General features: G+C 42.8%; 7 protein-coding genes and 3 pseudogenes. 5 read left to right on the forward strand and 5 right to left on the reverse strand.

From position 1 onward, the window contains the following. Window positions 1–133: pseudogene (locus PX484_RS22720) on the forward strand (IS30 family transposase); the annotation flags it as partial. On the opposite strand, the gene PX484_RS22725 reads toward PX484_RS22720, so the two are convergent. After that, window positions 124–1221 carry a type III polyketide synthase gene (locus PX484_RS22725; RefSeq protein WP_287666956.1) on the reverse strand — a complete coding sequence of 366 codons (1098 nt, stop codon included), beginning with the start codon at window positions 1219–1221 and terminating at the stop codon, window positions 124–126. The pseudogene PX484_RS22720 and the gene PX484_RS22725 overlap by 10 nt on opposite strands. Before the next feature lie 153 nt (window positions 1222–1374). Continuing rightward, window positions 1375–2988 carry a cytochrome b5-like heme/steroid binding domain-containing protein gene (locus tag PX484_RS22730; protein WP_002800019.1) on the reverse strand — a complete coding sequence of 538 codons (1614 nt, stop codon included), beginning with the start codon at window positions 2986–2988 and terminating at the stop codon, window positions 1375–1377. Window positions 2989–3114: 126 nt separating this feature from the next. Here PX484_RS22730 and PX484_RS22735 point away from each other — a divergent pair, with 126 nt between their 5' ends. After that, on the forward strand, window positions 3115–3264 hold the full coding sequence (locus PX484_RS22735) for a hypothetical protein (RefSeq protein WP_287666958.1): 150 nt from the start codon (window positions 3115–3117) through the stop codon (window positions 3262–3264). A gap of 48 nt (window positions 3265–3312) precedes the next feature. On the opposite strand, the gene PX484_RS22740 is transcribed toward PX484_RS22735, so the two are convergent. Beyond that, window positions 3313–3585: a hypothetical protein gene (locus PX484_RS22740; RefSeq protein ID WP_287666961.1), complete on the reverse strand. Its 273-nt coding sequence runs from the start codon at window positions 3583–3585 to the stop codon at window positions 3313–3315. Between the two features lie 402 nt (window positions 3586–3987). Between PX484_RS22740 and PX484_RS22745 the strand changes: the two genes are divergently transcribed. Further along, window positions 3988–4650, forward strand: coding sequence for an ABC transporter ATP-binding protein (locus tag PX484_RS22745; RefSeq protein WP_287666976.1), 663 nt, complete (start codon window positions 3988–3990; stop codon window positions 4648–4650). Window positions 4651–4662: 12 nt separating this feature from the next. Here the strand turns inward: PX484_RS22745 and PX484_RS22750 are convergent, their stop codons facing one another. Both PX484_RS22750 and PX484_RS22755 read right to left on the reverse strand, forming a co-directional pair. After that, window positions 4663–5949, reverse strand: coding sequence for an ABC transporter permease (locus PX484_RS22750; RefSeq protein ID WP_287666963.1), 1287 nt, complete (start codon window positions 5947–5949; stop codon window positions 4663–4665). A 206-nt stretch (window positions 5950–6155) separates the two neighbouring features. Next, window positions 6156–6254, reverse strand: a pseudogene (locus PX484_RS22755) (aluminum resistance protein); the annotation flags it as partial. A gap of 119 nt (window positions 6255–6373) precedes the next feature. Here PX484_RS22755 and PX484_RS22760 point away from each other — a divergent pair. Together PX484_RS22760 and PX484_RS22765 are read left to right on the forward strand one after the other, a co-directional pair. Continuing rightward, a complete protein-coding gene (locus PX484_RS22760; RefSeq protein WP_002748596.1) occupies window positions 6374–7207 on the forward strand; it encodes an acyl-CoA desaturase in 834 nt (277 codons plus the stop codon). Between the two features lie 489 nt (window positions 7208–7696). Further along, a pseudogene (locus tag PX484_RS22765) lies at window positions 7697–7930 on the forward strand (1-deoxy-D-xylulose-5-phosphate reductoisomerase); the annotation flags it as partial.

The following is a 7930-nucleotide window of genomic DNA, read 5'->3' on the forward strand; positions in this document are numbered from 1 at the left end:
AATCGTTAAGCCAGAGGAGGTGGAAAGAGCCGTAAACTTGATTAACAATCGTCCTCGAAAATGTCTTGACTATCGTACCCCGAATGAGGTATTCTATAAAGATAGATCAGACAGTGATGCAATTCAGACTTGAATTGGCCGTTTCAGAGCTTGCGTCTCACATCCTTGTTCTAATCTTAAGATCATGCGTTCCATTACAAATAAAATCGCACAACTAAGTAGGTTGCCGTATTGACGGAGAACTCCCCAACTATCGGCCACTTGTTCATCATTTAAATCTAGGGAAAGTTGCACTTTTTCAATAATTTTTGTCCCTCCAGGGTGAACCATCCATAAATCAATATCTTCCTTGGTTATCTCATGACTATTCAGAAAATTAGTAATAATTCGACCGACACCAGACTCAATATAATCAGGTAATTGACGGGACAGCAGACAGGTAATACCATTGTCTCTAATGCCTAAGGTAATGCCGTCTTCGGTATTTTCAGCCAGATAACTAAAATTATCCCGAATGATAAATTTTCCTCGACCTTGTATTTGTTCTGGTTCGTAGGCTCCGATTACTACTGCCGCACAACCATCACCAAAAATACTATGAATGATAATGTCATTTAAATCATCTTGAAAAACGGCATTAATAGAACTTAATTCTAAACAAATTACTAAAGCTTTATGCTCAGGGTTGGCTCTTACATGATCACAGGCTACTCGTAAACCATTCATCGCGGCTGCACAACCCATAAAATTAACTGGCACTCTAGCAATGTTGCGTCGAAGTCCTAAACTTTTAATTAATTGAGCATCTATACCCGGGGCCACAAAGCCTGTACTGGTGACGAATACGATTAGACCAATAGAATCCTCGATCTTTTCTGTACTCAAAGGATTATGATTTTTCTGTTGCTCCGATGCGGCTAAAATAACTCTTCTCGCCACATCTTCTGCTAGGGGAAGCCCATATTTTTCGTACATTTGCATTCGTTGTTCAATAGTTCCCTTTTCTCTACTAAAGTTAACAGTTTCTTCAGTTAATAAGTTAATAGCTAGATGCCTAGTGTCAATCCGGGTATGTTCGTAGATTTTTTCGATACGATGTTGATTCTTCTCTAGACCTTTGAGGTTAGCTAAAAATTTAGCGGCATCCGTTTGTTGGACAAGATTGCCCGGAGTGCCAGTGGCGAGACTTTCAATGACAGGTAAAAACTGAGAAGATTGCATGGCAAATATCAGAACCAGTTTAGGTATTATAGGGAGGGTTTCTGTCAACCAATTGCCTGGAAAGCTAGGGAAAAGTCTGGGTCTTTATTATATCCGTAAGATGCCCAATAATTTTCCCGAAACTTGCCGCCAGAATTTCTGGTTTTTGTCGGCTCAAATCGAACCAATGCCAGCCCAACCTTTGACAATATAGTCTAGGGTTGTTCTTAAGGCTTGCGGGTGAAAATGTTCTTTCAATAATCCCAACTCCTTCTCTTTGGCTAATCGGGATGGCACAGCTAGATAGTGTTTAATTAGCCCTGGTAGGCGGTCAAAAAAGAAGTTTTGAGGTGCCGCCCATTCAACTCCGAATTTTTCCGATTCTTCCCGGACAATATCTTCACTGATGATATTGGCAAAACCACTTTTTTGTTGGGGAAGAACGTGATGCACCCGGTGGGGAGCCAAGCCCGCCGAGAGAAAACAGTCAATATACTTATTACCTACCATGGTCAAATCGTAGGAATTTTTAATCTGCATAACCGCCCAATCTTGGGTTTCCCATTGAGGTGGTGCCATAGGATCTATTGGCGGTTCTTCGGCTTCAAAATCATGACTAGCCACAATCATAAAAGTGCTAATCCAGAGGGTAAGGAAAAACTGTGCTAACCAAGCCCAAAATTGACCGTACAGACAAAAGATAACCAGTTCGATTAATAGTAATAAGTGAATACCAAAACTACCTAAAAAATGGGGTAATCCCAGCTGCCAACTGCCATACATATTCTTAACACCTGCTTTAAAAGCGAGGATACATAATTCCATAATGCGAACAAACATTCCCGTAACCACATGACCTATTTTATGGAATGTATGTACTGGAACTCGATAAAAACGAGGCAATTCTAACATGAAGGTGAAAACATTCTTTTTGATATCAACATCGGTTTGGGTAAAAGGATGATGCAGTAAAGTATGACCGTCTATTACTACTAAAGCGAGGGGAACGTAGTTAATATCAAAAATATTGGCAAATACCTTGTTTAATCCCACTTGTGGCCGATGAATTAGGTAGTGACCTACCCCTGCTAGGGCAATTCTTAGCATAGCGATGAGAGGCACAAATAGGTAAATCGGCATATACTGTCTGGCCTCTAAGTACAGCCCCTGCACCACAAAATAGATAAGAAAAAGACAGATACTGATAACATTAAACAGAAAATCCATGCGCTCCACTTTCTGTTTAAATTCTGGAGAGTAAACTCTGGCTTTAATCTTATTAAGCAATTGTTCTGGGTTGCGGAAATCATAGCGAGGAGTATCCCGCCAACCATTAAAATGCTCTTTAAATAAGAAGGCAGGAGCGTTGTATTTAGGATGAATATGCTCTGGTCTTCCCTGTTGTCCAAGGGAATATTTTTGCAGGACTTTTTTGACTCTTTCAGGATTGGGATGAAAGATATTGACAATCGTGGTTATATCTCTGTTCTTGGTACGTCCAATAAAAAATTGTCCCCCCGGATGCTTGGCAATAAATTCCGTGAGATCATAGGCTTCTCCTTCATAAATCCAGACATTCGGCAAGGGTGTACCGTCGGGGGGATGGGGCGGTGGTTCGTTATCTCCTGGCAAGGGGGGCGGCATGAAGGGACTCACTCCACCTTGATTATGAGGCGCCCCCCGGCCGGCATCTGTGGGCGGCAATGAGGGCATCACTCCTGACTGATTAGGAAATGGTGTTGGTGCTGGGACGTTTTGGGGAGTATTGATTTTTTGTTCTGAGTTCATAGTAAATTTTCATCCTCGTTTGACTATATTTTCTCTGGCAGAATCCCGACCTAAGCTGGCGGGGAAAATCAAGATAACGCTCTCTTAAGTCTCTGGGGTTGTGTAGATAGGGATTGACCGAGTAGGATGGAATCTAAAAATGTTTTTTTGAGAAGTGCTAAAGGTAAATTCCCAGGGCTTATAGAGGGAAATAACTATGTTATCAGGGAAAAATTAGAAATTGCCAAAATTGTTGTATCTCAAAAAAACGGTATAAAAGTTCTTCGGCAACTATGACATTTCTGCTCTTTGGTAAGCAGACAAGCAACCGAAGAACCAGACCAATTAGGACTGACTACGTTCAAATACTCGTAAGATTAAATAACCCAAAGCGGCAATTTCTGGCGGTGAGTTTTGTAACATTCCCCCTAAAGCTTGAGCCTGTTCATCATTACCGAGTAATTGTTTTAAGAGTTCTTGATCTTGTTCTGTTAGACGCGGTAGATTGGCAGGTCCTGCCCCAGTCGGTGCAAAGGGCTGCGGTGTCCCCGGAGGATTGTTCTGGTGTCCACCAGGTGGAAACCCTTGATGCGCTCCGGGAGGAGGACTTTGAGGCACACCAGGAGGAGGGCTTTGCGGGGCAGCGGGGGGGGTGAGGATGTCTTGGTGTTAACATTGATTGATTTCTCCCTATACTTACTATTTAGTTTTTTTATTTTATTCTCACTATTTGCCAGTGATTCCAGATATTTTTTATTTCTTAATAATTTCCTCTCTTGAGCAAAAAAAGAGTTTTAATCAAGTGTCTAGTTGAGATAACTCCCAGAAAGTGGACAAAATCGGATACATTCATCTTTAAATGTGGACATAGTTGGAACTTACCGATAAAAATAGCCGTTGATAGTCAACCAGCACTAAAAAATTTACTTCATATTTGTTAACATAGTGCCATTTTTGACATTCCACTGCTTAACCTAATTTTTAGGGCAAAATTATCCCAAAACACCCGTGGTAAAAACAATGATTTTCTTGCAGACGATTACAAAAATTTACTCTCTAGGGGAAGTGAAAATTCCTGTTCTTCGGGGCATAGATCTGGAAATTCGGTCAGGGGAATACATATCCATTATGGGAGCTTCGGGTTCCGGGAAATCAACCTTGATGAATATTATCGGCTGCCTCGATCGCCCGACGGGGGGACAATATATTTTAGAAGGCAGAAACTTAAAGAACTTGGACGATAACCAACTGGCTTATATTCGCAATCAGAGGATTGGCTTTGTCTTCCAACAATTTAATTTATTGTCCCGCTCCACTGCCCTAGAAAATGTCATGTTGCCGATGGTCTATGCCAATGTTCCCAAGCCAAAGCGTCGTCAAAGAGCGATGCAAGCTTTAGCTAGAGTTGGATTGGCTAATTATCTCCACAATCGGCCTAGCCAACTTTCCGGGGGACAACAACAGCGAGTCGCCATCGCCCGGGCCCTAGTTAATCAACCGGCTCTGGTGTTGGCCGATGAGCCGACGGGGGCCTTAGATACACAAACTTCCCAAGAACTGATGGATTTACTAACCGAACTCAATCAACAGGGGATCACGATTGTGATTGTCACCCACGATCCTGATGTAGCTGCCCAAACTAGGCGGGTGATCCGTCTTCAAGATGGCTTAATCGTTTTTTAGGATGTACTGGCCTCAATCCCGTCGTAAAGCGGTAATCGGGTCTAAATGAGCGGCAGAACGGGCGGGAATTACTCCTGCTAACAAACCAACGATAAAAGATAAGCCAAATCCACTGACTATCGACCAACCTGATAAGACAAAGGGAAATCGGAAAATCTGGGCGCTACAGAGGGCGACTAAAATTCCCGATAATACACCGATGCCGCCGCCAGTCAGGGAAATCATCACCGATTCCGCTAAAAACTGCTGGAGGATTGCCGAACGGGTAGCCCCCACAGCTTTGCGAATCCCGATTTCCCTGGTGCGTTCCACCACGGAAACTAACATGATATTAGCGATGCCAATACCGCCGACTACTAAGGAAATGCCAGCGATCGCCACCAGCATCACTGTAAACAAACCCACTACCGTGGTCAAGGTTTTGACCACATCTGTTTGGTTTCTAATGCTAAAATCATCGGCTTGAGCAGCGGCGAGATTGTGGCGCTGACGCAAAAGATTAGTAATTTGATACTCGGCATTTTTCATCTGATCTTGCTGGTCAACTTTGACATAAATGCCGTTAACGGCCTTACCACTTAAAGAATTATTGCCCACCAGACGAGAAGACATATTGCTCAGAGGAATAAAGACCTGATCGTCGCGATTAATCGAACCTTCTGCACCTTTTGGCTCAAATACCCCAATAATTTCGTAACTATTTTTTCTTTCAATCCAAAGCTTTTTGCCGATAGGATTAGTATCATCGCCAAAGAGTTCTGTTAACAGAGTCGAGCCTAAAATCGCCACTGGTGTCGCCTGTGCCATTTCTTCCTCGGTAAAAAATCGACCTTGGCTGAGTTCTGTATTTCTGGCTTTCATGTAGTTGAGATCGATGCCCACCACATTAGTGGCATGATTGACCTCGCCCGCCACCACTGGTGCTGGACGCTGCAGATAGGCGGAGACCACCTGCACACCAGGAACTTGATTTTGAATAACTTTGGCATCTTCCCAGATTAAGGTACTACTGGAACCGCGGCCGAGACTAATCCCCCCGGTTCTGGCTTCTCCGGGTAAAATTTGTAAAACATTAGTACCTAGAGATTGAATTTTTTGTTCGGTGGCTTTTTGTACTCCTTGGCCTACGGAGGTGAGAGCAATCACGGAGGCAATGCCAATAATCACCCCTAACATGGTTAACAAAGTCCGCAGTTTATTACTCCAGAGGGCTTCGATCGCTATCGAGACAATTTCGCCGATCGCCACGGGATGAGGATGATTAGCCTGAACTATTTGTTTAGGTAAGTTAAGAGTCATTGAGTTCTATTTAATCTGGCTAAATATAGAGTTCTGAGCGGATAAAACAGATATTTTGGACTTATTTGTCTTTTTTATCTATAAATCACCTTATTTACTGTTTCTAGAAGAGATTAGGCTGTATTGACTGCGGCTTTCCCGTCCGATAGCATTGCCGATAAAAACCCTCACTTAGGGAAATCAATCGCTTCGCCATACTTTCCCAATAAGATTTTAGCGAGATTTTCCTTGACCTGTGCGTCAATTTCCGAAAAGATGGGGAGTAAGGCCTTTGCTGCCCCGTCGAGTAGAGGGGGGATATCCATCAAACAATAGACTGTGATATTTGTTACTATTTATTAAGCGTCAAAGTTCCCCCTGTGTCAAATCGAGACAGATAAGACAATGATGCTCTGTCTCCTGTTGTTTCCCTTTGGGTTATTCAATGACTGTTGCGACTTCCGAAAAACTTCCCATTGACTGGGTGACTCTCATCTACATGGCTTTTATCCACTTAGTGGCTCTTTTAGCCTTCTTGCCTGGCAATTTTAGCTGGGGTGCTGTGGGAGTGACATTGATTCTTTATTGGATTACCGGGGGTTTAGGAATTACCCTCGGTTTCCATCGTTTGGTTTCCCATCGGAGTTTTAAGACTCCCAAATGGTTAGAATACTTTCTGGTTTTGTGCGGGACCCTCGCTTGTCAGGGGGGTGCGATCGCATGGATAGGTTTACATCGTATTCATCATAAATATTCTGATACTGCTCCCGATCCCCACGATTCTAATAAAGGTTTCTGGTGGAGTCACATGGGTTGGATGCTGCACGAAATTCCTGCCGACGAAGAAATTGCCCGTTTTACCCAAGATATCGCCGACGATCCTTTCTATAAATTCTGTCAAAATTATTTTGTTCCTATCCAAATTGTTTTAGGCTTAATTCTCTATGCTATGGGTGGTTGGCCGTTTGTAATTTGGGGAATTTTTGTTCGCTTGGTCTTAGTTTTCCACTCCACTTGGTTTGTCAACAGCGCCACCCACAAATTTGGTTATGTTAGCCATGAGTCCCACGATAATTCTAAAAATTGTTGGTGGGTTGCTCTCTTAACTTTCGGTGAAGGTTGGCACAATAATCACCATGCCTATCAGTATTCTGCCCGTCATGGCCTACAATGGTGGGAAGTTGACCTGACTTGGATGACCATTCGTCTGCTGCAAATTCTGGGATTAGCTACTAATATTAAGTTACCCCCCACCACGGCAACGGCGACAGAAAGTTAGTTTTATCCAGTTGTTAAATAGATTATAAATCTAGCCGAACTTAAGTTTAAGTTCGGTTATTTTTTCTCCGACTTAACCCAAATCTGACAGCTTTTCCCACGGCACAACTGAGGAATATAGGTAATGCCAATCCTCCCCCAAAAAAAAGAATTAAGGACAGAATCCCTTTCATGAATGCTGCTGCTGCCGAACATTGACTGGGGAGAGCGCAACTCATCCCAAGAGCGAAGGATAACCAAACAAAAAAGAAAACACACAGGGGAAATAAGAGGCAAAAAACCAGACCCCCCGCTAGACAGCCTAATCCATTGGCCGTTCTATTCGATTTCTTCTCTGTCACCATCTCTATCGCTAACTTTTTCTAAGCCATAGCATAAAAAGGTCAAACTAGCAACTTTTTTAACAAATACTTAATATTTACGCTGATGTGCCGGAAAGACCCCAGAGAACGTATATTAAAAGCTAATCCCCAAATTATAGTAAGTTTCTATGAAAAAAATCTCGATTTTAGGCTCTACAGGCTCGATCGGTACTCAAACTCTCGATATTGTCACCGATCATCCCGATAAGTTTCAAGTGGTGGGATTAGCCACGGGTAATAATATTCAACTACTATCGGAGCAAATTCGGCAATTTCGCCCGCAAATCGTGGCGATTAATAACGAAAGTCAACTAGAAGACCTAAAAAGCCTAATTTCCGACCTTGACTATACCCCGATTATC

This window comes from Microcystis sp. M49636_WE2, from assembly GCF_030065375.1.
GTDB classification, from domain to species: Bacteria; Cyanobacteriota; Cyanobacteriia; order Cyanobacteriales; family Microcystaceae; genus Microcystis; species Microcystis aeruginosa_C.